General features: G+C 37.2%; 21 protein-coding genes. 5 read left to right on the forward strand and 16 right to left on the reverse strand.

Translation table 11 applies throughout. From position 1 onward, the window contains the following. Nucleotides 1-6 precede the first annotated feature (6 nt). The 5 genes from OLM56_RS04185 to OLM56_RS04205 form a co-directional block, all read right to left on the reverse strand. On the reverse strand, nt 7-1,386 hold the full coding sequence (locus OLM56_RS04185) for a rhodanese-related sulfurtransferase (protein ID WP_264528426.1): 1,380 nt from the start codon (nt 1,384-1,386) through the stop codon (nt 7-9). 176 nt (nt 1,387-1,562) lie between these two features. Beyond that, nucleotides 1,563-1,973, reverse strand: a complete 411-nt coding sequence (locus OLM56_RS04190; protein WP_121375799.1) for a BrxA/BrxB family bacilliredoxin — start codon at nt 1,971-1,973, stop codon at nt 1,563-1,565. Between the two features lie 94 nt (nt 1,974-2,067). Next, nucleotides 2,068-3,216 carry a lycopene cyclase family protein gene (locus tag OLM56_RS04195; protein WP_264528427.1) on the reverse strand — a complete coding sequence of 383 codons (1,149 nt, stop codon included), beginning with the start codon at nt 3,214-3,216 and terminating at the stop codon, nt 2,068-2,070. A 21-nt stretch (nt 3,217-3,237) separates the two neighbouring features. Then, nucleotides 3,238-3,696, reverse strand: a complete 459-nt coding sequence (locus OLM56_RS04200) for a thioredoxin family protein (protein WP_264528428.1) — start codon at nt 3,694-3,696, stop codon at nt 3,238-3,240. Between the two features lie 18 nt (nt 3,697-3,714). Continuing rightward, complete coding sequence (locus OLM56_RS04205; protein ID WP_264528429.1) at nt 3,715-5,976, reverse strand: TonB-dependent receptor; 2,262 nt, start codon at nt 5,974-5,976, stop codon at nt 3,715-3,717. An 87-nt stretch (nt 5,977-6,063) separates the two neighbouring features. Between OLM56_RS04205 and OLM56_RS04210 the strand changes: the two genes are divergently transcribed. Further along, nucleotides 6,064-7,935: an Nramp family divalent metal transporter gene (locus OLM56_RS04210; protein ID WP_264528430.1), complete on the forward strand. Its 1,872-nt coding sequence runs from the start codon at nt 6,064-6,066 to the stop codon at nt 7,933-7,935. A 27-nt stretch (nt 7,936-7,962) separates the two neighbouring features. Further along, nucleotides 7,963-8,616 carry a metal-dependent transcriptional regulator gene (locus OLM56_RS04215; RefSeq protein ID WP_182493199.1) on the forward strand — a complete coding sequence of 218 codons (654 nt, stop codon included), beginning with the start codon at nt 7,963-7,965 and terminating at the stop codon, nt 8,614-8,616. On the opposite strand, the gene OLM56_RS04220 is transcribed toward OLM56_RS04215, so the two are convergent. Genes OLM56_RS04220 through OLM56_RS04230 form a run of 3 tightly spaced genes read right to left on the reverse strand, consistent with a single transcriptional unit; the run spans nt 8,613 to nt 11,272 of the window. After that, the gene (locus OLM56_RS04220) at nt 8,613-8,741 is read right to left on the reverse strand and encodes a FeoB-associated Cys-rich membrane protein (protein WP_121375805.1); all 129 of its coding nucleotides are present in this window, start codon (nt 8,739-8,741) and stop codon (nt 8,613-8,615) included. The two genes, OLM56_RS04215 and OLM56_RS04220, sit on opposite strands and share 4 nt — an antisense overlap. Before the next feature lie 60 nt (nt 8,742-8,801). Beyond that, nucleotides 8,802-11,039 carry a ferrous iron transport protein B gene (gene feoB / locus OLM56_RS04225; protein ID WP_264528431.1) on the reverse strand — a complete coding sequence of 746 codons (2,238 nt, stop codon included), beginning with the start codon at nt 11,037-11,039 and terminating at the stop codon, nt 8,802-8,804. Continuing rightward, nucleotides 11,036-11,272: a FeoA family protein gene (locus OLM56_RS04230; protein WP_264528432.1), complete on the reverse strand. Its 237-nt coding sequence runs from the start codon at nt 11,270-11,272 to the stop codon at nt 11,036-11,038. The genes feoB and OLM56_RS04230 overlap by 4 nt, the downstream gene beginning before the upstream one ends. A gap of 162 nt (nt 11,273-11,434) precedes the next feature. On the opposite strand from OLM56_RS04230, the gene OLM56_RS04235 reads away from it, so the two are divergent. Continuing rightward, entirely contained in the window at nt 11,435-11,869 is a 435-nt protein-coding gene (locus OLM56_RS04235; protein ID WP_264528433.1) for a YMGG-like glycine zipper-containing protein, read from the forward strand. 62 nt (nt 11,870-11,931) lie between these two features. Here the strand turns inward: OLM56_RS04235 and OLM56_RS04240 are convergent, their stop codons facing one another. Then, entirely contained in the window at nt 11,932-12,600 is a 669-nt protein-coding gene (locus OLM56_RS04240) for an SCO family protein (protein ID WP_264528434.1), read from the reverse strand. 119 nt (nt 12,601-12,719) lie between these two features. Here OLM56_RS04240 and OLM56_RS04245 point away from each other — a divergent pair, with 119 nt between their 5' ends. Next, entirely contained in the window at nt 12,720-14,777 is a 2,058-nt protein-coding gene (locus OLM56_RS04245; RefSeq protein WP_264528435.1) for a M13 family metallopeptidase, read from the forward strand. A 44-nt stretch (nt 14,778-14,821) separates the two neighbouring features. Here OLM56_RS04245 and OLM56_RS04250 read toward each other — a convergent pair whose 3' ends face one another. The 5 genes from OLM56_RS04250 to OLM56_RS04270 all read right to left on the reverse strand — a co-directional run bounded on the left by OLM56_RS04250 (nt 14,822) and on the right by OLM56_RS04270 (nt 20,623). After that, on the reverse strand, nt 14,822-15,430 hold the full coding sequence (locus OLM56_RS04250; protein WP_264528436.1) for a hypothetical protein: 609 nt from the start codon (nt 15,428-15,430) through the stop codon (nt 14,822-14,824). Further along, nucleotides 15,427-16,230, reverse strand: coding sequence for an NAD(P)H-binding protein (locus OLM56_RS04255; protein WP_264528437.1), 804 nt, complete (start codon nt 16,228-16,230; stop codon nt 15,427-15,429). The genes OLM56_RS04250 and OLM56_RS04255 overlap by 4 nt, the downstream gene beginning before the upstream one ends. Beyond that, complete coding sequence (locus tag OLM56_RS04260; protein WP_264528438.1) at nt 16,217-18,598, reverse strand: M28 family peptidase; 2,382 nt, start codon at nt 18,596-18,598, stop codon at nt 16,217-16,219. The genes OLM56_RS04255 and OLM56_RS04260 overlap by 14 nt, the downstream gene beginning before the upstream one ends. A gap of 25 nt (nt 18,599-18,623) precedes the next feature. Next, nucleotides 18,624-18,971, reverse strand: coding sequence for a hypothetical protein (locus tag OLM56_RS04265; RefSeq protein WP_121375812.1), 348 nt, complete (start codon nt 18,969-18,971; stop codon nt 18,624-18,626). Between the two features lie 125 nt (nt 18,972-19,096). Then, entirely contained in the window at nt 19,097-20,623 is a 1,527-nt protein-coding gene (locus tag OLM56_RS04270) for a carbon-nitrogen hydrolase family protein (protein WP_121375813.1), read from the reverse strand. Between the two features lie 190 nt (nt 20,624-20,813). Here OLM56_RS04270 and OLM56_RS04275 point away from each other — a divergent pair, with 190 nt between their 5' ends. Continuing rightward, nucleotides 20,814-21,149: a single-stranded DNA-binding protein gene (locus OLM56_RS04275; RefSeq protein ID WP_121375814.1), complete on the forward strand. Its 336-nt coding sequence runs from the start codon at nt 20,814-20,816 to the stop codon at nt 21,147-21,149. 115 nt (nt 21,150-21,264) lie between these two features. On the opposite strand, the gene OLM56_RS04280 is transcribed toward OLM56_RS04275, so the two are convergent. Then, nucleotides 21,265-22,167 (reverse strand): histone deacetylase, encoded by a 903-nt coding sequence (locus OLM56_RS04280; protein WP_264528439.1) that lies wholly within the window; start codon nt 22,165-22,167, stop codon nt 21,265-21,267. A 12-nt stretch (nt 22,168-22,179) separates the two neighbouring features. Then, complete coding sequence (locus OLM56_RS04285) at nt 22,180-23,586, reverse strand: hypothetical protein (protein ID WP_264528440.1); 1,407 nt, start codon at nt 23,584-23,586, stop codon at nt 22,180-22,182. Nucleotides 23,587-23,597: the final 11 nt, after the last annotated feature.

Raw genomic sequence — 23,597 nt, forward strand, 5'->3', positions numbered from 1 at the left:
ATATTTTTAGTCTAGAATTTTATACAGCTTATCCGAAAGGCGAATTCTAAAAGGGAGCGTTAAGGTTATTTTGTCTCCAGGCTTTGCAATTGTCCCTTCCGTACCATTGACAAACATTTTAGTTATCTGTAATTCTTGATTTCCTGTCGACGGTCCAGAAATAATAATTCTGTCGTTGATTTTTAACTCGTTGCTTTCAATCAAGAATTGTCCGATTTCGGATTTTACAAAATAATGCTCTGCCTTTCCAATCAAAACTTTCTTTATTTTAATTTTTTGTCGGATATCTTTTGGCTTAACTACTTCGGTGGCGCCATTGTCAGCTTTTGCTAAAGCAATATCGGATAACTCTCCAGAGTGTTTGAATTTTAATTTTTCAGATTTTCCTTTTCTAAAAATCATATTTCCATTTTTCACGCCACGACGCAATTTTACTTGCTCTGCTAGTGACATGTGGATGATTTCTTGGCATTCTGTAGAACAGCAGTTTTCCATGACAGCTTTACATTCATCACATTGGATGAATAGTAAATGACAGCCTTCGTTTTCGCAATTGGTGTGATTGTCGCATGGTTTTCCGCATTGGTGGCATTGTGAAATAATGTCATCTGTAATGCGTTCGCCCAATCTATGGTCGAAAACGAAATTTTTCCCGACAAATTTGCTTTCTAAATTTTCTTCCTTGATTTGCTTAGCATAATTAATAATACCACCTTCGAGCTGAAATACATTTTTAAATCCTTGGTGCTTGAAATAGGCAGAAGCTTTTTCACAACGAATTCCTCCAGTACAATACATGACTAGATTTTTATCTTCCTTAAAGTCTTTTAATTGTTCGTTGATAATAGGCAAGGATTCGCGAAATGTTTCTACATCAGGAGTAATGGCTCCTTTAAAATGACCGATTTCGCTTTCGTAGTGATTTCTGAAATCGACAACAATCGTATTTGGGTCTTCTAAAATCTGATTGAACTCTTTTGCTTTTAGGTGTACGCCAATGTTGGTCACGTCAAAAGTAGCATCATTCAAGCCGTCTGCTACAATCTTATCGCGAACTTTAACGGTCAATTTCAAGAAAGAATGGTCGTCATGTTCCACGGCTACATTCAGGCGTATGTCTTTCATGAAATCATATTGTTCTAATGTTTCTCTGAAAGCTTCAAAATTTTCGGCAGGAACAGACATCTGGGCATTGATTCCTTCTTTGGCGACATAAGTTCGGCCAAGGGCATCAAGCTGGTTCCAAGCTATAAATAAATCGTCACGAAATTTTTTTGGATCTTCAATTTTGGCATACGCATAGAATGACAGCGTGAGTCGCTGTTTGCCGGCTTCGTCAATGAGAGCCGCTCTTTCTTCTGCGCTTAAAGTGTTGTACAGTTGCATGCTATAAACGGTTTAAGTGAGAAATTATGTTGATTCTTGTTGAATCTGCGGCAAAAATAAAGCTTTTATTCAAGAATCGAAAATGACATTTGTCATGTTTGGAGAATTGCTTAAAAAAACGAACCCTTTCAGAGTTTAAACTCTGAAAGGGTTGCAATAAAAGATTTTAAAGATTTTTAGCAGAATTCTGTATAAGCGTCTTTTAAGTTTTCAGCAATCATTTCAGCCGGACGGCCTTCAATATGGTGACGTTCTAACATGTGAACCAATTCGCCATCTTTGAAAAGTGCCATGCTTGGAGAGGATGGAGGAAAAGGGAACATAAATCCGCGTGCTGCGTCAACTGCTTCTTTATCTACTCCAGCAAAAACAGTCACTAGGTGGTCTGGTTTTTTGCTTCCGTCCAAGCTCATTTTTGCTCCCGGACGTGCGTTTCTTGCTGCACATCCACAAACTGAGTTTACGACTACTAATGTGGTACCTGGTTTTCCAATTGCATTTTCAACGGCACCGGCACTATATAATTCTTCAAAACCTGCGTCTGACAATTCAGCGCGCATAGGTTTTACCATTTCTTCTGGATACATGACTTTTTAGTTTAAAGTTTTAAGCTACAAAGTTACGAAGTTTTGATATGCAGTAAAAAATTCGGGCATAAAGATTTGTTATAGTTTCATAGTCTTATTTCATATTCCAAATCCTGTTGCACAAAGCTTGAAGGAAGGGCTTTGTCGGACATTTTAAAATGACTTTTATATCTTCATAAAGTGAAGTTTCTTCGTCTAGGAATTTAAAAATAAGAGTCGGATTTCCTTTTTTGAACAAAGAGGAAAAGATGGAACTTCCGAGATGGTTTTTTGTGTTCAGTATATCCAAAAGCAACAAATCATAAAACCAAAATTTGTCTTTTCTATGGAATTTTCTAAAGTCGTTTTCTTTCAATAAAAAAGAAACTAGAGCTCTGGATTTTTTTGACGCATTTTTGAACGTATAGCCCGTGCTTGCTTTTGTCCACCCGCCTGCCGATCCGATGTTAAGGATGTTTTGCGTATTGTTTTTCCAAAAAGGATAGCTTGTCATTGGAATAGCGCCTCGCTCTTTTTCAATCAATTCATAATTCGTAATCCGTAATTTTTCAAGATACTTTTTGATTTCGTCTTCATATTCTTTTTCAGGGAGAAGGTCTTTCGAAAATAATGTATATTCAACCAAAGCTTCCGTTTCAGAAAAAGGCAGGACATACATAAACCTTGTGTTTCCTTTCTGGGCAACAGAGAAATCCATAAAAGTGGCTTTTTCGGGATTAAAAACGGGTTCTTGGGTTTTTATTTTCCAACCAATAAAATGCTGTTGCAAGTAGGGGTGTTTTTGTTGTGACAAAATCTCTTGAGCATTTAAAATACTATTGAAAAGCTTGTCGCAATGGAAGGTTTCGATTTCGGTCGTTACAATAACTTCGTTGTTCTTTTCTTTAAAATTGATGACTTTTTGATTGGAAAACTCAATGTTTTCTTCTTCAGAAATACGATCAAAAACAAAATTGTAGAAATCCAATCCGTGAATCATTTTGTATTGATAGGGACTCAAGTCTAAATCTCGAGCATAATTTTGATCTGAAAAAACAGCAGTGTTCCATTTTTTGGTGACGAGGTTTTCGTAGTCTCCGTCTGGAGTTTCCCAAAAACACCAAGTCCGGTCGTTGTTTTTCTTGGAATCGGAATCTAAAAGTAAGATTTTCTTGTCTTTTAATTTTCTAGAAAGTACTATTTGATAGACTGTCATCAAGGCTGATAGTCCTGCTCCCGCAAAAATGTAATCGTACTTTTTCATAATTCAAAAATAGAGAATATTTTACTGGATTTTGCTTAGAATTTGCAACAGTTCTTTCGGGCCGATATAAGACTGCAGTTGTGCTACTATTGAATAATCGGGATTGAGAATAGTGATTGTCGGATAAACCACATTTCCGTTTTTATCTCCTAAAATAGCGGCGAGTTCGTGAATTCCGGAGTTATTTCCTTTTGGTTTGAATTGAAATGTATTTTCCTTGAAAATGATGTCTCTTTTTTCTTCTGCATTGAAGGAAATAAAATAGAAGTCTTGATTCAGTTTGTTGATTATGGCTTTGTTCTTAAAAGTAGCGTTTTCCATCGTTTTGCAGAATTTGCACCAATCGGTATGAATAAAAATTACGAAAGGTTTTGGTTCTATTTGCGACAATTTTTCGGCTTGCTCGAAAGTATGCGTTTTTAGCTGGGCAAAACTTTCGTTTGCCATCAGTACCAATACAATTAAGAGCAGTTTTTTCATAGTTTGGATTGGAAATTTTTACTTTAACGTATATCGTACTCCAAAAAAGCTTCGGATTCCTTGATTTGGGCCATACACATAACTCGGATCAAAAGTTAAGGCGTACGGATTGTCAGGCGTAGGCAGCACATTTCCTTGCGGTCCATATTGCACATTTTCATCAAAAGGATCGTTGGCTCTGGCAATAATAAACGGGTTGCCTTTGTTCGGTGTCCAGTTCAGCAAGTTCTTGATGCCCATATAAATTTCGACATTTTTTATCTTATTATAAGTAAATTGTATGTTTTGTATGCTCCATGTTGGCGAATATTCTTTTCTCGGGTCTAATTCGCCAAGAAGCGGTAGTCGCATCGGACCGTAAATGTTTCCTGTATAATCGATGTCGAGGAAAAACTTTGGAATTCGATAAGAAATAGCCCAAGTTCCTGAGAATTTTTCTGTCAACATCTGTCGTGTCTTGATGTCATTTTCGGTTTTTGACACATCCATATAGGTTGCACCTAGGATTAATTTCAGTCCGTTTTGAAAAACAACGTCGATATTGGTACTGATTCCCGTGGTTACTGCAAAGCCATCTAAGTTTTTATAGATAATCTTGTTCGGATCGGTATCATAATCGGGAATAATCGAGTTGGTGAAATAGGTATACCAAGCCGCAGTTTCAATGCCGATATACGTTCCGTTGCTTGTATAAATCTTTTTCAGGTAATTTAAGTTGGCGTTATAAGACCTTTCGGGTTTTAACTCTTCTTCCACAATCACCTCTCTCGAACCGGTCAAGGCAGCGTGTTCTTCGGTAAATAGATTTACAACACGGAAACCTGTTCCAGCATTTAGGCGGATAATGTCGTTGTCTGTTGCTTTAAATTTATAAGCAAAACGAGGCGTGAAAATCGATCCGTGCTCGCTGTTGTAATCGTATCTGGCACCGAGCAAAACGCTATGTTTTTCATTAAAGCGTATTTCGTCTTGTGCAAAAATACTTGGAATCCATGTCTTGTCTGCGGTAGAAGTTGCCGGAGTATTGTCGTTATAAAATTGGTAGCGGACAGCTGTTCCGAAAAGCAAATCATGATTGGAAATTTTTTTATCCCATGTCAGTTGCCCGAAACCTATTCGCTGCTGGGCCATATAAGGCGTATTTCCATAAACCGAATTTTGATCGTGATCCGTATAAGAAAAAGATAACAACATTTTCTCTTCAATAGGGAGTTCGTAGGCTCCTAATATTTCATATCTTTCGGTATAAATGCTTTCGCCATATACCTCGCTTCCGCCGCGGTATTTTTTCTCCCACTGCATTTCACCGCCCCAGCGATCTTCATAAAAATAGCGTCCGGCAAGTGAAAACAATTTGTTGCTTTTTCTTGCGAAATTCCACTTTTGGAAAACAGAAATACGATGCTGCAGTGTCACATCGGTAAAATTATCATGGTTATTATCGGTTGGATTATTGTAATTGAAATAGTTTACGCCAAGCAAAACAGATGAATTTTCCCCGATATTTCCTTTGAATCCCAAATCTAAATTCGCCTCTCCCCAAGAATTGCTGAAGCCGTCAACTGAAAATCTCGGAGCGCTATATGGATTTTTGGTGATGATATTAATTAATCCTCCAACAGCCTCGCTTCCATATAAAGAGGATGCAGGACCTTTTACGATTTCAATTCGTTCTAATAATGAATTAGGAATTCCAGATAATCCGTAAACGGTTGATAATCCGCTTACAATCGGCATTCCGTCGATTAATACAAGTGTGTAAGGGCCTTCAAGCCCATTGATATGAATGTCGCCCGTATTGCAGATGTTACAGTTCAATTGGGGGCGGACACCATTGACATTTTGCAGCGCCTCAAAAATATTAGCGGTCGGGTTTTTCTTGAAATAAGAAGGCTTGTAGACTTCGACGGGGACAGGACTTTCTAAACGGCTTACAGGTTTAAGCGTACCGCTGATTACGACTTCGTCAAGGGAATTTTTATCATTTTCGAGTTCTAAATCTGCAATTGTATTTTCATTTTTTTTGATAGGTATGCTCTTTCTTAATGTTTTACTTCCAACGTAAGAAACTTGGATTTTATGATTTCCAACAGGAATATTTCCGATTTTATAATTGCCAAGACTGTCTGAAGAAGTGCCAAAGTTTGTTCCTAGAATTTTTATATCGGCATTGGTTATGGCAATTCCGTCAGAAGTTATCGTTCCCGAAATACTTCCTTTTTCTTGAGCAATACTATTTTGAAAACAAGTTATTAGAAATAGTAAAATTATATTTTTCATATAGGTTAATTAATTTTTAGACAAAACTAAAAATTATATTTTACTAAACAAATAAAATAATTATATTTGTATCAGTAACTTAATTGTATGGGCAAATCATTAGAAGAGGTACATGAGTCGGTATCCACTCAAAACAAGAAGTCGGTATTTCGGAGAATATTAGCTTTTTTCGGTCCTGCTTACTTAATAAGCGTTGGTTATATGGATCCGGGAAATTGGGCAACTGATATTGCTGGAGGTAGCCAATTCGGTTATACGTTGCTTTGGGTATTGCTAATGAGTAATATCATGGCGTTGCTTTTGCAAAGTTTGAGCGCGAGATTAGGTATCGTGACCCAGCGTGATTTGGCGCAGGCATCAAGAGAAACGTATTCTCCTTTTATAAATTACATACTTTATTTTTTGGCAGAAATTGCTATTGCGGCTTGTGATTTGGCGGAAGTGTTGGGAATGGCAATCGGAATTAATCTTTTGTTTGATATTCCTCTCATCGAAGGCGTCTTGATTACGGTACTGGACACTTTCCTTCTGCTCTTTCTGATCAATAAAGGCATTCGGAAAATGGAAGCTTTTATCATCGCATTGGTAGCAATAATAGGCTTTTCGTTTGTGTTTGAAATGATATTTGCGGAACCAGAACTTGACAAAGTTGTGTTAGGATTGATTCCTTCAATACCCAACGAAGCGGCTTTGTATATTGCGATTGGAATTATTGGTGCGACTGTAATGCCGCACAATCTATACCTGCATTCTTCCTTAGTCCAGACTAGAAAGTTTGACCGAAGCAAAGCAGGAATTAAGCAAGCTTTGAAATACAATCTTATTGATTCTACGATAGCCTTGAATTTAGCTTTTTTTGTTAACGCGGCCATATTGATTTTGGCAGCAGCTACTTTCTATCGAAATGGTATGTTTCATGTTGCCGAAATCCAAGACGCACATCAATTTTTACAGCCGCTTTTGGGAACAAAATGGGCTCCAATACTTTTTGCAGTTGCTTTAATCGCTGCTGGACAAAGTTCAACGATTACAGGAACTTTGGCGGGACAAATCGTAATGGAAGGTTATTTGAATTTGAGAATTCAGCCTTGGGTTCGTCGCATCATTACTCGTCTGATTGCTATTGTACCAGCCGTTATTGTCATTTTGATTTACGGAGAACAGGTTACTGGAAAGCTTTTGATTCTGAGCCAGGTAATCTTGAGCTTGCAACTGGGATTCGCGATTATTCCGCTGATTCATTTTGTGAGCGACAAGACTAAGATGAACGGTTTTCATATCGGAAGATGGACAAAAATTGCTTCTTGGATTATTGCCTCGATTATTGTTTCACTGAATGCAAAACTGGTTTATGATGAAATTACGGGCTGGCTTGAAAATTCTGAACATCCTTTGGTGCTTTGGTTTACGGTTGTTCCTTTAGCTTTTGGATTCCTTACATTGCTTTTATACATCGTATTCAAGCCGTTTTTTGCCAAAGCCAAAGCCAAAAATTACAACCATTCGCCGCATAATTTTGTACTGAAATTCTCCAAAACGGCCACTTACAATAAAAAGAACATTGCTATTTCAGTCGATTTCTCAAGTGCCGACGAGGCTGCGATAAACAATGCTTTTGAATTGGGCGGTATTGATGCAAAATACACGCTGATTCATGTGGTTGAAACCGTAGGAGCAATGATGTATGGAGAAAACATCAAGGACCATGAAACGACGATTGATGAGAAATTGTTGGAAGAATACAAAGAAATCCTAACCGAAAAAGGCTTCAAGATTGAAACGCAATTGGGATTTGGTAAGCCGAATAAAGTAATTCCAGCGATTGTAAATCAAGGCAATTTTGATATTTTGGTAATGGGAACTCACGGACATACCGGTTTCAAAGATTTGCTTTTTGGAACAACGGTGGATAAATTACGCCATGAAATATCCATTCCTTTATTTATTGTAAAGAAGTAAATTTATACCCGAATTAAATAGTTTATAATGACTTTTTCAGAAGAAAATTACCTAAAGACGATTTATCACCTTACAACAGCTTCAGACTCTGAAGTCAGCACGAATGCTATTGCAGAAAGGATGGAAACCAAAGCATCATCGGTTACAGATATGCTGAAAAAACTTGCTGAAAAAGACTTAGTAAATTATAAAAAATACCAAGGCGTTTCTTTGACGGATGCCGGAAAATCTGCGGCAAAAATGATTGTGAGAAAGCACCGTCTTTGGGAAGTGTTTTTGGTAGAAAAGCTTGATTTTTCTTGGGATGAGGTGCATGACATCGCAGAACAACTGGAGCATATAAAATCAGAAAAACTGATTAACAAGCTGGATGATTTTTTAGACAATCCTACCGAAGATCCGCACGGCGATCCAATCCCAGACCGAGAAGGAAGAATCGTAAAAATAGAAAAACAACTGCTTTCTGAATTGTCAGAAAACCAAGTGGGCGTCTGCGTTGGAGTGAAAGATACGTCTTCTGAATTTTTGAAATACCTTGACAAGCAGGAAATTGCCTTAGGCTCAAAAATCGAATTTCTTTCTAGAGAAAGCTTCGATTTGTCTTTAAGAATCCGAGTTGATAAAAAAGAATTGACAATTTCGAATAAAATCGCAAGTAATCTTTTCGTGAAACTGCTTTAGTGACAGCCACAATCATCACCGCCACAGTTTCCTGCTTTCTTTTTCTTCTTCCAAAAGAATTTTTTGATAAGAAAAGCCATGGATCCTGCGACTAAGAGGTACACTATGATTTCTTGAATATTCATCTTGCAAAGGTAAAAATTAAACTCCTTGACTATTGCTAATAAAACTATAAACTCTAGTGACTATTTTAGGATCTGGTAAACAACTAGCGAAACACTATACGCCAAAGCACTCATGAATATCAATTGTATGATAGGCCATTTCCAAGAATTGGTTTCCTTTTTTGTAATAGCTAACGTACTGATACATTGCATTGCAAAAGCATAGAATAGCAAAAGCGATATTCCAGTAGCAAAATTGAAAACTTTCTTGCCATTGACAGGATTTATTTCTGCTTCCATTCTGTTTTTTATCGTGACTTCTTCTTCGCTGTCTACGCTATAAATAGAAGCTAAAGTGCCAATAAACACTTCTCTTGCTGCAAAAGAAGTAATAACGGCAATCCCGATTTTCCAATCATAACCTAAAGGTCGTATCACCGGTTCAATTGTTTTTCCTAAAACTCCGATATAGGATTTTTCTAGCTTATAGCTTGATATTTCTTGATTTTCCAGTTTTAAGAAAAGTTCTTGTTTCTTATGAGTAAGCGAATCGGCTATATCTTGAGTGCTTATTTTATAAATGTTTTTTGTTACGCTGTCATTAAGTGCTACGTAATGTTCTGATAACTTATTGTCAATATAATGCTGGTTGAATCTCGTCAATCCTTGCTGTTCAATTCTTTTTTTGACTATGGTTTCTGCATTTGCAAATTCATCAGACGAACCGTTAGAGCCAAGGAACCAAAGAATGATCGATATCGCCAAGATGATTTTTCCGGCCCCAAAAACAAATGCTTTTGTCTTTTCAAGAACATTGATGACCACGTTTTTGAATAAAGGCAGCCTGTAGTTGGGCATTTCAATTACAAAATAGGATTTCGATTTTATTTTCAGGATTTTATTCAAAATATAAGCCGAAAATATAGCCATTCCAAAACCTAAAAGATATAAGGCCATTAACGTCAGTCCTTGCAGGTTCAAAAAACCTAAGATTCTCTTTTCTGGAATAATCAGCGAAATTAAGATAGCATATACTGGCAACCTCGCAGAGCAGGTCGTAAAAGGAGTTATAAGAATTGTTATCAATCTCTCTTTCCAATTTTCGATATTTCTTGCAGCCATGATTGCTGGGATGGCACAGGCTGTTCCTGAAATTAGTGGTACGACGCTTTTTCCGCTGAGTCCGAACCGTCTCATGATTTTATCCATCAGAAAGACTACGCGGCTCATATAACCGCTTTCTTCTAGTACAGAAATAAATAAGAAGAGGAAGGCAATTTGAGGAATGAAAATCACGACGCCTCCAACTCCAGGAATAATACCTTCGGAAATCAAGTCAGTCAGGACGCCCGCCGGAAGATTTGTCTTTGCAAAAGTGCCTAATTTGGCAAAGCTTTCATCGATAAAATCCATTGGGATGCTCGACCAAGAAAAAACAGATTGGAAGATAAGCATCAGTATGGCAAAAAATATCACATATCCGAAAACCTTGTGGACTAAAATCTTATCTAGTTTGGCGCGTATGCCTTTTGCCTTAGTGGTATCAATCTTGTATCCGATTTTAAGGACATCATTGATAAACTGATATCTTTTGATGGTTTCCTTTTGTTGCATTTTTTTGAGCTCGGAATTGGATTTTGCGAACGATTTTTCAGCAATCTCGTTTCGCTGCAGATGTCCAAAATTTACATCCTGTGTAATTACAAGCCACAATTTATAAAGCAATTCCTTTGGGAACGCACGACGAAGCTTGTCGAAATAATCGATGTCTATGCTCGAAGCGTTCAAGCAAGGTTCGGTAGAAATATTCTTATAATCGGCTATCAATTTTTTCAAGCTGTCTATTCCGATATTTTTTCTGGAGCTAATCAGCGCAATTTTGGTCTTTAGCTGTTCTTCGAGATAGGGAATATCAAGTTCAATTCCTTTATAATCCATCCTATCCGACATGTTTATGGCTAAGATTGTCGGAATTTCCAAATCCTTGATTTGAGTGAAAAGCAAAAGGTTGCGCTTTAAGTTTTCGACTTCCGTAACAACAACGGCAACATCAGGATAATTGGAGTCGTTTTTATTGAGCAGCAGTTCAATCACGACGTTTTCGTCAATCGAACTGGCATTCAGGCTGTAGGTTCCAGGCAAGTCAAGAATTGTGGCTTTTAAGTTGTCGGTCAGCTTGCTGTAGCCGATTTTCTTTTCAACGGTTATTCCAGGATAATTACCGACCTGCTGTTTCAATCCGGTAAGCTGATTAAAAACAGAAGTCTTTCCTGTATTGGGATTGCCGATTAAGGCTACTTTAAGATTTTGGTGGCTCATAGGGTTTCATTCACGACTTCAACAGTAATAGCATGGGCAGTTTCCTTGCGAATGGCAACATGGCTGTCATTTACATTGATATAGAGCGGATCACCCAGCGGCGCAATCTGCAAGAGTTCTACATAATTGCCTGGGAGACATCCCATTTCTAGCAACTTTAGTGGAATACTATCAATATTAAAATCAAGTATTAGTGCTTTTTGACCGATTTTGAGCTGTGCTAAAGTTTTCAAGCCTTATTTAGATTCAATTTAGATTGCAAAAATAGGAATTATTATTGAAGTAGGCTATAAAACAGAATAGGTTTAAGTCGTATAAGATTATAGTGCAATCGTGTAAAGTTGGATAGGAGATCTCGGCTTACTTTTATAGCATAATCGAAAAATAGAAATGTCATGAAAAAGTTACTTTATGTTGCCCTTATAGCTGTTGTTTTTACAGCCTGTAAAGATACCGCGGCAGATAGCGCTGCGATAAAGCAACAACGCGAAATAGATTCTATGAAAGTTGCTATGAAACAGCAAGAAGAAGCATTAGCCAAACAAAGAACAATCGATTCTATGAATGCTATTGTAGCGGAAACTCAAGCTCGTGCTGCACAAGCTGCTGCTGCCAACAAAGCCGCGCCCGTAACTGCAGAACAGAAAAAAAAGGGATGGAGCTCTACTGCTAAAGGAGCTGTAATCGGTGCTGGTGCAGGAGCGATTACCGGTGCAGCCATTTCTAAGAAAAAAGGCGAAGGTGCTATTATCGGCGGACTGGCAGGAGCCGCTGTCGGAGCAGGTACTGGAGCTATTATTGATGGGAAAAAGAAAAAGGAAAAAGAATAATGCTTTATTACAAAAGAAAAGAGGCAATGTAAATTTACATCGCCTCTTTTTTTATCTAACAGTTATTTTTCTGCACTCAGGTAATTTATATCGTCTAAAAGCCTTTTTACATCTTCTAGCTTGGTTCCATCATAAAACCCTCGAATTCTTCTTTTTGTATCGACCAAAACAAAATTTTCGGTATGGACCATATCGTATAATTCTGTGGAACTTGTTGTTTTTACGGCTAGATATGATTTTCGGGCAATATAATAAATGTCTTTTTTGTCGCCTGTAACAAGATTCCATTTGCTGTCGATTACTCCTTTTTTAACAGCATAGGCTTTCAAGACTTCTGGAGTATCAATATCAGGCATGACTGTATGCGACAATAACATGACTTTTGGATTGTCTTTAATCTGCTCTTGCAACCAAGCCATATTCTCTCCCATCGGCACGCAGATTGACGGGCAGGTGGTGAAGAAAAAATCAGCTACATAAATTTTCCCTTCGTAATCTTTCTGCGTAATCGTTTTTCCGTTTTGGTTGATAAACGAAAAATTATCAATCGTATGGTATTTTTTGACGTATTGCACGGTCGTATCGACCATTTCCGGATTGACATCTGCCGGATTATAAATCTTCAGAGTCTTTTTAGGTTTTAATGCGAAGTAAAAAAGAGTAATTATAAGCGCCGATAGTAAGAAAAGTACAAGAAAGAAAATTCTATATTTTTTAAAAAAGGTAAGCATTCGAAAGAAATTTTTGCGAAATTACAAAAGAAAGCCTCACGCAGATTTTATTTTAACAGTTATATAAGCCAAACAAATATTTTACTTTTTAAATTTGTAGTAATACTAAACACTTCTATATGAAAATAATTTTGAATAAGGGTATGCTGTCCATCACCGCAATGGTTTTGGCGGCAATTTCGGCAAATGCCCAGGAAAAACCAAAGCATCCTGGAATTGAACTCCAATATATGGATTTGTCGGTAAAGCCAAATGACAACTTCTTTAAATTTGTAAACGGAAAATGGGTTGATGAGACAGAAATTCCAGCAGACAGAACCCGTTGGGGAAGCTTCGACGAGCTTCGCCAAAGAACAGATGAAGACGCGTTGGCTATCCTTAATGAGGCTGTGGCGGATAAAAAACTAGATCCAAAATCAGACCAAGCAAAAGCCGTAAATCTGTATAAAACAATCATGGATACGGTAACAAGAAACAAGCAAGGAATTGCGCCTCTGAAACCGTATTTGACAAAAATCAATGCAGTAAAGAATGTGAAAGACCTTCAGGCTTTGATGATTGAAATGGAACCTATCGGTGGTGTAGGATTTTTAGGAGCTGGTGTTGGAACCGATGCTAAAAACAGCAACAGAAACGTCGTGACTGTCGGTTTAGGAAGTCTTGGTCTTCCAGACAGAGACTATTATGTTTCTGATGAAGCAGATTCTAAAGAAAAACGTGAAAAATATGAACTGCACGTTGCAAAAATGCTACAGTATCTTGGTGAAAAACCAGCTGATGCGAAGAAGAATGCAGCTAAAATTCTAGCCTTAGAAATCGCAATGGCGAAGCCTAGATTGGACAGAGTTGAAAGAAGAGACAGAAGAAAGACCTACAATCCGATGACGATTACAGATCTGCAAAAATTAACGCCTTCTATTAACTGGAATACGTATCTGACAGGTATCGGACTTCCAAAATTGGACTCTGTTATTGTTTCTCAGCCAAAATACATGACAGCTATCGAAGATATCTTCAAGCAAAATAAAGTAGAGGACTGGAAAGAATATATGAAGTGGACGTTGCTGAACAAATCTTCGGGAACGCTTTCAACAGAAATCGAAACGGCTAACTGGGAATTCTACGGAAAAACCTTGACTGGAGCCATAAAACAAAGACCTCGCAACGAAAGAGCTTTGCAGACTATAAATGGTAGCGTTGGAGAAGCTTTAGGGAAGCTGTATGTGGCTAAAAAATTCCCGCCAGAAGCTAAGGCAAAAGCTGAAAAAATGATCAAAAACGTATTTTTAGCTTTTGAGAACAGAATCAACAAACTTCCTTGGATGACCAAAGCGACTAAGGCAAGCGCTATCGAGAAATTGCACAAATCAAGAATCAAGATCGGTTATCCTGACAAGTGGAAAGATTATTCTGCATTGACAATTGTAGGTCCTGAAAAAGGAGGTACTTATTTTGATAACATGAAAAATCTCGCCAGATGGAGCTATAAAGAAGATATCGAAAAATTAAACAAGCCAGTTGATAAAGACGAATGGTTCATGTCGCCTCAGACTGTGAATGCCTATTACAATCCTTCGTATAATGAAATCGTTTTCCCAGCAGCAATCTTGCAACCGCCGTTTTATGATTACAAAGCGGACGAAGCGGTAAATTATGGTGGAATTGGAGCCGTAATCGGCCATGAGATTTCTCACGGATTTGATGATTCTGGTTCTCGATACAATGCTGACGGAAACTTGGTAAACTGGTGGTCAGACGAAGATTTGAAACAATTTACAGGTTTGGGAGGCTCATTGGCAGATCAATACAGTGCTTTACAGCCATTGCCAGGAATTTATGTGGACGGAAAATTTACTTTAGGTGAAAATATCGGAGACTTAGGCGGCGTAAATGCAGCTTACGATGGATTGCAATTGTACTTAAAAGAAAATGGAAATCCAGGATTAATCGATGGTTATACTCCAGAACAGCGTTTCTTTATTTCTTGGGCTACTATCTGGAGAACAAAAGCTCGTGATGAAGCAATCAAGAATCAGGTAAAAACTGATCCGCATTCGCCAGGAATGTATAGAGCGTATGTACCATTACAAAATGTGGATGCCTTCTACCAAGCTTTTGGAATCAAAAAAGGTGACGGAATGTACGTAGAGCCAGAAAAGAGAGTTAAGATCTGGTAATAATAGAGTTATATAAAAAATCCCAAGTGTGAGCTTGGGATTTTTTATTTTTTAAATTTTGCCTGACTTATCTTCAATATATTTTTTACATCTTCTTCGGATTCGAAATTTATACGTGTAGTATCCCATTCAACTTCATCAGGAAGATAAGGTAAATCTTGAATTTTATGTTGAAGAACAATTTCTTCTTCTAAAGTCGTTCTACGTATTAAAAATTTTGGCAATCTATTTTTTGAAAATGCCTTCATTAGCTCATCAAATGCTTTTGAATTTATTGTGTCTGTATAAGATACTACGGAAATCGAATTGTTAAACTTTTTTTCGCCACCAAAATTTAAATCTATAAATTCTCCAATACTACTTAAAGGTAATTCTATTATATCATCAGTGTCTAAATCAATAAAAACAGGACGTTTATCTTCTGTAGGTGTGCAATTCCATAATGGACCATTTCTGTAAAAGAAAATTTTATTGGTGTCTACAAGAACAAAATTATTTCTTGAATAATAATCATGCTCAATTTTAAAGGACAAGTTTTGAATACTGTCCTTTTTTGAGATAATATATAGTTCTTTTTCTTTTTGCTCAAGAGGTAATTTATCATTACAACTGATGAAGAATGTCAGTCCAAGACAAGCAAAGAAACGTTTCATATTTCACAAAATTTATAGCCCAAAATAGCTTCTAATTTTTTACTGTCAATAATTTTTCCAACCGATTTTTTTTCAGAGTTGAAACTTGGCAAATCTAAGTTTAAGCTTTTGGCTTTTTTAGTATAATAGTCTTTTCTTGTAGGATGAGATGGCGCAGCAGCATTAAAAGTTTCATTCCAAATCCCTTTTTCAAGAATTGTTGAAATGATTCCAATACAATCTTTTTGATGGATGAGGTTTATCGGACCATCTGGATCCTCAATATTTTTACGTCCCGAGAGAAATTTTATAGGATGTCGGTCTTCGCCAATCAATCCTCCAAATCGTAAAATTGTAGTATCGAATTTAGAATTGCTTAATAAGAGATTTTCTGCTTCGAAAAGCTGCTTTCCGCTTTCGGTATCTGGATTTGGAATATCTTTCTCTGTAATAATAGAAATACTTTCTGTGTCGTTATACACAGACGTAGAGCTAATAAATACTACTTTTTTGATTGAGGATTTTTCAATTTCAATAATCAGTTTTTGGATTTTTAAAGCAAAATTTTCGGATGGATCGCTTTTCAGTTTAGGCGGAATATCAATGATAATGATTTCGGAATTTCCTAAAAAGCTATTGATGTCTCCCGAGATTTCTTGAGTGCCAACAGAAATCAAAAAGGGCTTTATTTCCGCATTTTCTAGAATGGAAAGCTTGCCTTCTGAAGTCGTCGAGCCTTTCACCGAAAATCCTTTTCCGATCAAAACTTTTGCCAAGGGAAGTCCGAGCCAGCCGCAGCCTAAAATACTAATTTCCGGCATTGATTTCTAGAGTTGCAGGCTGTTGCTGTATGCTGTCCAAGATTTGAGCAGGAACAATTTCTTGTTTAAAGTTCGGCTTGATTTTTTGTTTTATAACAACGGCATCGTTTAATACAAAAGGCGTCGGCATCATCCAATCTTCACGTTTTGCAATGCTAAACATCTTGTTGGACAGCAAATCGAAAGAAGATTCCATCAATTCCATGTCAAGAACGGCTTTAGAAGCGACGCTGAATTGCAATTCTAATGGCTCATTGTCGGTTACATAATAGCTCAATATTTTTCTTCCTTTTCTCTTGAAAGCAGAGCCTTCTTGGTTGATATGTTTCACGCCATTTGTTCTCAGGTTATGAAAAGTCAGATTTTCATGAGCAAAAATATCATAGCGATTAACTTTTCTATTAGGGCTGATCTGAATCTTCAAATACCTTTGTGTTCCTATTACGGTATCTCTCAAGAAACGAATCGTAGGGCCGTCCAGATCTTTGGCAGGAGCAGTATGAGAATAGGTGAATTTTGAATTGTATTTGCTGAACAAGTTATAAGGTTCTAATTGTTTGGCATCCGAAGGTTTTTCACCAAGATAACCTTTTGTCCAAGAATCAAGATTTTGGTCATACGTGACCCATAGCGCCTTATTTGTGTCGCTGTCGTAGACATATAAAAGACTATTTTGTTTTGCTTTTCCGGGTTCATAACCAGATTCCAGATGTGCTTTTATAAAAAAGCCTATCGCTATTGTGACCATTGCCATTGCCCAAATTCCTTTCTTTGGATAATAGCCAAAAACAGGCATAAGCAAGGTGAAAACTAAAACAGTTAGTGCGGCGCTCGCTCCTAAAAGTTTTAGTCCTAAGCCAATCGGGAAAGTGGTAATAAAAGGAACAAAAATTATAAAAGCAGGAATGCTCAGGATAAGATTTAAAATCCAGCTTTTCTTCTGCGTAATCACAAAATAAGCCAACATGATCAAGGAGCAAAAAACAGGGATGATAAAAAATCCGGCTCCAGGAAGATAAACAGCTAAAGCTATATTGATGAGAATCCAAATAAATAAAGGCGCGATGGAAAAATTCATGGCCTGATTCTCGAAGTAGTATTTTTTATAGAAACCAAAGCTTATGGCCAAGCTGATGAAGACGAAGAATCCTATATAATAATGGCCGTTGTATGTAAATCCGTGTAAGATGTCTTTGTATTGAGGATAAAATTCGTTTATGATTTTCCATCCTAAAAAAGCCGCTGCTCCTGATACTAAGAGAGAAGCAAAAAACGGAACAAAACCCCGTCCGATTTCTTTAATGGACAATGTTCTCTTTCCGATACCGATGAACACGAGAAAGACAAAGAGCGCTCCTGCAATAATTACCAAGATAAAATTCCATGAAAAAGGATAGCTTACAAAGTAAAAAGGAGTATTGAAATAGACGTAATCTTCTGTGCTACTGAGTGTCTTCAAGTCGGCATTGGCAAAATAGTTCAGCAATGGCATGATGTAAGTGCCTTGGTGCGCTAGCGTTGTCTGACTCAAATGCTGAATGTCGTCTTGTTGCGTATGATAGTTGAAATGATCATCGATGAAGGCAAAATTGAATCCTTGGATTTTTCCTTCTTCCCTAAAAACGGTCAGATCCGTATCATTAGGCAGCATTTTGTAGATACTGTACATTAATGAGTTTGAGACAGGGTAGCCAGGATTTGCTTTTGTAAATTCTCTAACCATGGAAGCGTTGCCTTCATTAGTTTCCATCAGCATATAAGAAGGTCCGGCACTTCCTCTTGCTTCTAGATTGAGTACCAATCCTACCTCTTTTGCCCAAGGATGTTCGGTCACAAAAAGCGCAGCGCCATTAAGGCCCAATTCTTCTGCGTCTGAAAATAAGATGATGATATCATTTTTATTGGCCGTCTTATTGGCCAAAAAAGCACGTACACTTTCCAAAATTGTAGCAATCCCCGAAGCATCATCACCAGCACCTAAAGAAGAAGAGTGCGGAGCGCTATCGTAATGGGACAAAAGCATAAGTGCTTTGGAACTGTTCGACCCTTTGATTCGAGCAAGAATATTTTTTGATTTAGCGAGATTTCCCCATTCGGTCAAGGTATAGCCTTCTTGAGTAGTCGTTTCTAATCCTAGTTTTTGAAGTTCTTTTTCAAGAAGAGAGGCTACGGTCTTGTGATTTTCAGAACCAACATAATGGGGCAGCTTGGATATCGAGGCTACTTGTTCAAGAGCTCTTTTTGTAGAAAATTCCGTCAATGTAACTTCCTCTTTGGCAACGGTTTGGGGCATCATTGCAAAGAAAATTCCATAAATAATTCCTGCAACAAGCAAAGCAGAAATAAGGGAACTATATCTTTTTTTCATTCAGTTCGTGAGTATTTAGGTGGTGTTAATTTTTTTTGACGAGCACGTAAAAATCATTATCCAACAGCAAATAACCTTGATTATAAAGGAAGTAGTAGGTACTTCCAGCTTGTGTATGCAGGATGTTCGTAAAGAATTCAAAGTCAAAGCCTTTGCTTAAAAGTTTTGACTTGGTGACCTTCGTCTTACCCTCGACATTCATTTCGGATAAAATTCTATAATTTTTGCGTAACTTGTTGTTAATGTCCCGCATTAAATTATTCAAATCTTTATTAATTTTGTTATTATATGCATTTCTGCATCCGTCATTGCAAAACTTTTTGTCCTCGCGGCCTATTATGACCGCTCCGCACTCTAAACATGTTTTTGGCATAATCTTTCTTTTTTTGGTGTAAATATTTAACAAACTTCATGTGAACTTGGAGGGTGTTTTGGCTAAAATAAAAATAAAAACAAATCATTGTTCTTTTTTCTTACACAAACATCAGAAATTTTTTTCTATTTCAGCTTTTTAATTTTATATAAATCATCACGTCTATCTTTTAATATCCTGACACTTCCCTGTTCATGCAGTTTTTTCAACATATCAAGATCTACATCTGCAATGAGGGTCATTTCGGTATTCGGAGTCGCTTCAGCCTTGATTCCATTAGACGGAAAGGCAAAATCTGAAGGAGTGAAGACTGCTGCTTGGGCATATTGAATGTCCATGTTATTCACTTTTGGAAGATTTCCAACACAACCCGCAATTGCAACATAACATTCGTTTTCAATGGCTCGGGCTTGAGCGCAAAGCTTTACGCGCGTATAGGCATTTTGCGTATCGGTAAGAAAAGGCACAAATAGGATTTCCATCCCTTCATCGGCCATTAGCCTTGACAATTCTGGAAATTCTACATCGTAGCAGATCATGATTCCAATTTTGCCACAATCTGTATCAAAAGTCTTGATTTCAGAACCGCCTTTCATCCCCCAATATTGCACCTCGTTAGGCGTGATGTGGATTTTCGTATACATTTCAGAAGTACCATCTCGTTTGCAGAGGAATCCTACGTTGTATAAGTTTCCATCCTCTGTATACGGCATACTTCCGGTAATGATGTTGATATTGTAAGCAATCGCAAATTCTTGGAATTTTTTGCGAATGGGCTCGCAGAAATGCGAAATCTCCCGGATAGCATCGGCTTCAGAAAGATGGTTGTAATCGGCCATTAATGGAGCGATAAACAATTCTGGGAAAAGCACAAAATCGCTGCTATAACCAGAAACGACATCGATAAAAAATTCTGACTGTTCAAAAAGTGCTTCTAGATTAGCAAGTGGACGCATCTGCCATTGTACTAACCCAAGACGGATGACACTTTTTCTGGCATTGATCAGCTTTGGACTTTTTTCGTAATATATGTTGTTCCATTCCAGCAAGACGGCATATTCTTGTGAGCTGACATCGCCTTCAAGGTAATTTTTCATGATTTTCATAACATGGAAATCATTGCTCAGCTGAAAAGAGAGAACTGGATCGTAGAATTCCTTCAAGCGCACCTTGTCGATATATTCCTTAGGCGTCATTTCTTCCGAATACTTAGAATACTTTGGAATCCTTCCTGCAAAAATTATCGATTTCAGATTTAATGTTTCGCAGAGCTCTTTACGGGCATCGTATAATCTTCGTCCTAAGCGGAGTCCGCGATATTCCGGGTCAATAAAGACATCAATTCCATATAAGACTTCACCCTCGGGATCATGTGTCGAGAAGGAAGAATTACCAGTAATCTTTTGATACGTATGATTTGAGCTGGCTTTTTTATAATTTACGAGAATAGAAAGTGCAGAGCCGACAACTTTGTCATCTACAAGAATGACCAGCTGACCTTCTGGAAACAAAGAAAGCAATCGTTCTATTTCTTCTTCTTCCCAATAAGGTTCATCAAATTCATCATAAGCATGAAGCATTGAAGTTTTGAGCTGCTTATAATCTTCTATCTGTAAGTTTCGTAATTCTACTTTATTAATTTCCGCCTGCATAAAAAATTCATTTTCCGAAAGTTAAACATAATATTTTCCGTTTGCAAACGATTATAAACACTTATAATCGAAAGTAAACGGATTACTACCGAATAATTTCACTTAACTATCACATCTTTGCAATGTTGGTTAAAACGAGGCATTGTATTATGCGATTTGATATAAATATAATAACTTAAATTTAAACGCCATGAATGCATTAAGAAACAGAGTACAGCTGATTGGGAATACAGGCAAAGATCCTGAAATCAAGAATTTTGATGGAGGTAAAAAATTAGCAACCCTGACTATCGCGACAAACGAGTCTTTTACTAATGACAAAGGTGAGAAAGTTACCGATACTCAGTGGCATTCTCTTGTGGCTTGGGGAAAGACGGCCGAGATCATAGAAAAGTATGTCACAAAGGGCGACCAGATTGCGATTGAAGGCAAACTGACACACAGAAGCTATGACGATAAGAACGGAGAAAAACGGTATGTCACTGAAATCGTGATTGCTGAAATTATGCTATTGGGAAATAAGTAGACTCGATTCCAAAGATTAGTAACAGTTGTTTGAATTTGATATAGGAAGATAAATTATGTTAAACGCCACTTCAGAAACTGTTATTATTTTGACCATCCCTATTTGGGATGGTCTTTTATGTAAAAAGACTTTTTGCTATGCGATACGTATTGGCATGAGCTTCGATAATTGTTTTTATTTCTGGGGAATAACCGCCGCCCATGCTACATTGGACAGGAATTTCGAGTTTCTTGCAAAACGATAAGATAATTTCATCCCTCTTTTTGCAACCTTGAATAGAGCAACCCAGTTTTCCCAATTTATCAGAATCTAAGATGTCTACACCACTTAGATAAAATATAAAATCAGGCTTTTCTTGTGCAATCAATTTCGGGACAATTTCATTTACGATACGAAGATATTCTTCATCGCTTGTTTTGTCAGGCAACGCAATATCTAAATCGGAAGTTTCTTTCTTGAAAGGATAATTCGATTTCCCGTGTATTGAAAAAGTAAAAACATCGGGATTATTCTGGAAGATTTCAGCAGTTCCATTTCCTTGATGGACGTCCAAATCGATGATTAGGATTTTTGAAGCTAACTTTTTGTCTAAAAGATATTGAGCACCAATGGCTTGGTCATTCAATAAACAAAAAGCTTCTCCTCGATTGCTATAAGCATGATGCGTACCGCCGGCAATATTAAATGCTATTCCTGCCTGTAATGCTTTTTCACAGCCTACAATTGTGCCTTGCGCTATTCGTAATTCGCGTTCGACTAATTCGGCTGAAAGCGGGAAACCTATTTTTCGTGCTGCTCTCGCATCCAATGTCAGAGTAAGCAGTTCTTCAACATAATCTTTATCATGAACTGCCAAGATGTGCTTTAGGTCTGGAATATCAGGCGTAAAAAAATCATTTTCTGTGACAATCCCTTCATGAAGCAATTGCTGTGGAAGCAATTCGTATTTCAGCATCGGAAAACGATGGCCCTCGGGTAACGGATGTTTGTAAATTGGATGAAAAGCAATCGGAAGCATTAAACTTGGAGATTAGTCATTAGAATCTTCAAATTTTCGCAATGCATATTCTTTCTTTTTCGAGTTGTAATAGCCCATAATAAAATAATCGCTATAAGGAAAAACGGATACTAGCGAGACATTATTTTCATACTGAAACTGGGAAATATAATCTACCGCAAGTCCTTGTTGTTGGATATTTTTGTGTTGGAATTTTTCATCAAATAATCCTTCAAAATAGATAGATTGCAGGTTTTGAGTGTCAAGTAAGCCGTCAATAGGATAATAACTTCCCGCTGTAATCATAGCAAAGCTGGCTGAAATTCCTAAAAGAAGCCCTCCTGTTGAACTTACATCCCTGATACCTCCAGCCGTAACCATAATTGCATTAGGTGTTTTATAGACAGAAATTCCGACTTCGCAATTTCTTAATTTCTGGATAAACTTTTTGGTGTTTTTTAATTCCTGGCCTCTTTGATTACCTGTCTGCGAATAAAGCGGTGAATTTTTAAATGAGATAGTATCTTTTTGACCAACAGCATAACTTTTTAACGTCTCTCCAGAAGCAATGTCAACAGCGGCAATCATCAATTCTTCATCATTTGCTTTGATTTGGTAGAGTTTGTCTTGGTGAAAATAGGAATTTGACTTGCCAATATTTGTCGCCAATGTTAGAGACGGAATTGTTTTCTCTGCTATACTAAAAGTATTCAAGTCAATATCAAATAACTGTGTTCTGCTCAAAGAATCAAAAGTCAGAATCATGCGATTTTTCAAAATATAAAACTTTACTTTTGAAATACTTTGAAATAAAGGATTGAGAGATCTCGTGTCTATTTTTTCAATAGAATTCTCTGCCATCAATTTATTAAACGTAGAAGATTTTCCGTTCTCGTCTATAAATTTATAAGAAGAAAAGTCAATTATTTTTTCTTCTAGTTTTCCTTTATTGAAACAATAAAATTTCAGCTTGTCTTCTTTTTTGAATTGGGTAAGAATATAGAAGGAATTGTTTTCGCTGAAGACAGAAATAATTGCTTCATCCTTATAAGGAATTCGGAATTCGGTAGTGGTTGCCGTTTTATTTTCAAAATCAAAGTAAATCGATTGAATTTTGAAATAATCGCCAGAAGCCCAATATAGATAAGGGTTTCCATTATCTTCAAAACTGTAGCCAGCCATAAATTCATAACTCTTATCCGGACGAGCAGCAGAAATACTATCTTTAAAAAACAAGGCGTTATTATATTTCAGCGCTCTCAAGCTTTCTTTGTCGGCTGCAAATGCAAAAACTTGATTTTGGTTATTTACGGCGTTTAGAATCTGGTGGCTGCTGGCCGTTTTTTTCAATTCTAAAGGTTGCGAGGCAAGCAGTGTCTGCCCAAAAGAAGAAGTCGCAAAACCGTAAAAAGCAAGAAGCGTAAAAAGTAATTTTTTCATAGCCTGTTTAT

The sequence above is a fragment of the Flavobacterium sp. N2550 genome, assembly GCF_025947265.1.
GTDB classification, from domain to species: domain Bacteria; phylum Bacteroidota; class Bacteroidia; order Flavobacteriales; family Flavobacteriaceae; genus Flavobacterium; species Flavobacterium endophyticum.

What these genes read in the sequence shown, in the direction of transcription:
- OLM56_RS04250 (WP_264528436.1), bottom strand. Translation starts at nt 15,430, where the DNA reads ATGAAACGTTTCTTTGCTTGTCTTGGACTGACATTCTTCATCAGTTGT.
- OLM56_RS04190 (WP_121375799.1), bottom strand. Translation starts at nt 1,973, where the DNA reads ATGTATCCAGAAGAAATGGTAAAACCTATGCGCGCTGAATTGTCAGAC.
- OLM56_RS04185 (WP_264528426.1), bottom strand. Translation starts at nt 1,386, where the DNA reads ATGCAACTGTACAACACTTTAAGCGCAGAAGAAAGAGCGGCTCTCATT.
- feoB (WP_264528431.1), bottom strand. Translation starts at nt 11,039, where the DNA reads ATGAGCCACCAAAATCTTAAAGTAGCCTTAATCGGCAATCCCAATACA.
- OLM56_RS04255 (WP_264528437.1), bottom strand. Translation starts at nt 16,230, where the DNA reads ATGCCGGAAATTAGTATTTTAGGCTGCGGCTGGCTCGGACTTCCCTTG.
- OLM56_RS04200 (WP_264528428.1), bottom strand. Translation starts at nt 3,696, where the DNA reads ATGAAAAAACTGCTCTTAATTGTATTGGTACTGATGGCAAACGAAAGT.
- OLM56_RS04240 (WP_264528434.1), bottom strand. Translation starts at nt 12,600, where the DNA reads ATGCTTACCTTTTTTAAAAAATATAGAATTTTCTTTCTTGTACTTTTC.
- OLM56_RS04270 (WP_121375813.1), bottom strand. Translation starts at nt 20,623, where the DNA reads ATGCAGGCGGAAATTAATAAAGTAGAATTACGAAACTTACAGATAGAA.
- OLM56_RS04235 (WP_264528433.1), top strand. Translation starts at nt 11,435, where the DNA reads ATGAAAAAGTTACTTTATGTTGCCCTTATAGCTGTTGTTTTTACAGCC.
- OLM56_RS04280 (WP_264528439.1), bottom strand. Translation starts at nt 22,167, where the DNA reads ATGCTTCCGATTGCTTTTCATCCAATTTACAAACATCCGTTACCCGAG.
- OLM56_RS04205 (WP_264528429.1), bottom strand. Translation starts at nt 5,976, where the DNA reads ATGAAAAATATAATTTTACTATTTCTAATAACTTGTTTTCAAAATAGT.
- OLM56_RS04220 (WP_121375805.1), bottom strand. Translation starts at nt 8,741, where the DNA reads ATGAATATTCAAGAAATCATAGTGTACCTCTTAGTCGCAGGATCCATG.
- OLM56_RS04195 (WP_264528427.1), bottom strand. Translation starts at nt 3,216, where the DNA reads ATGAAAAAGTACGATTACATTTTTGCGGGAGCAGGACTATCAGCCTTG.
- OLM56_RS04265 (WP_121375812.1), bottom strand. Translation starts at nt 18,971, where the DNA reads ATGCCAAAAACATGTTTAGAGTGCGGAGCGGTCATAATAGGCCGCGAG.
- OLM56_RS04260 (WP_264528438.1), bottom strand. Translation starts at nt 18,598, where the DNA reads ATGAAAAAAAGATATAGTTCCCTTATTTCTGCTTTGCTTGTTGCAGGA.
- OLM56_RS04215 (WP_182493199.1), top strand. Translation starts at nt 7,963, where the DNA reads ATGACTTTTTCAGAAGAAAATTACCTAAAGACGATTTATCACCTTACA.
- OLM56_RS04245 (WP_264528435.1), top strand. Translation starts at nt 12,720, where the DNA reads ATGAAAATAATTTTGAATAAGGGTATGCTGTCCATCACCGCAATGGTT.
- OLM56_RS04285 (WP_264528440.1), bottom strand. Translation starts at nt 23,586, where the DNA reads ATGAAAAAATTACTTTTTACGCTTCTTGCTTTTTACGGTTTTGCGACT.
- OLM56_RS04275 (WP_121375814.1), top strand. Translation starts at nt 20,814, where the DNA reads ATGAATGCATTAAGAAACAGAGTACAGCTGATTGGGAATACAGGCAAA.
- OLM56_RS04210 (WP_264528430.1), top strand. Translation starts at nt 6,064, where the DNA reads ATGGGCAAATCATTAGAAGAGGTACATGAGTCGGTATCCACTCAAAAC.